The 551-nt window shown below is 46.5% G+C and carries 2 tRNA genes and 1 rRNA gene; all 3 read left to right on the top strand.

The annotated features are described in order from the left end of the window. Positions 1-110 (top strand): 16S ribosomal RNA (locus CO726_RS31255); the annotation flags it as partial. Positions 111-240: 130 nt separating this feature from the next. Next, a tRNA-Ile gene (locus CO726_RS31260) sits at positions 241-317 on the top strand. A gap of 8 nt (positions 318-325) precedes the next feature. Next, positions 326-401, top strand: a tRNA-Ala gene (locus CO726_RS31265). Positions 402-551 lie beyond the last annotated feature (150 nt).

The following is a 551-nucleotide window of genomic DNA, read 5'->3' on the forward strand; positions in this document are numbered from 1 at the left end:
AGTCGGTGGGGTAACCTTTATGGAGCCAGCCGCCTAAGGTGGGACAGATGATTGGGGTGAAGTCGTAACAAGGTAGCCGTATCGGAAGGTGCGGCTGGATCACCTCCTTTCTATGGAGAATTGATGAGCGCTGCTTATCAATATAAGTTTCCGTGTTTCGTTTTCGTTTAGTTTTGAGAGTTCAATTAAGTATTGACTCTTAAATGAGGATATGATATAAATAAATCCTGCAATTTGTATGGGCCTATAGCTCAGCTGGTTAGAGCGCACGCCTGATAAGCGTGAGGTCGATGGTTCGAGTCCATTTAGGCCCACCATACAACTTGGGGCCTTAGCTCAGCTGGGAGAGCGCCTGCCTTGCACGCAGGAGGTCAGCGGTTCGATCCCGCTAGGCTCCACCAAAAGCTATTTTAAATAGCAAATGGTATGTTCTTTGAAAACTAGATAACAGTGTAGCTCATATTTTTTGATTTTAGTTTGGTTAAGTTAGAAAGGGCGCACGGTGGATGCCTTGACACTAGGAGTCGATGAAGGACGGGACTAACGCCGAT

Source organism: Bacillus fungorum, from assembly GCF_002746455.1.
Lineage (GTDB): Bacteria > Bacillota > Bacilli > Bacillales > Bacillaceae_G > Bacillus_A > Bacillus_A fungorum.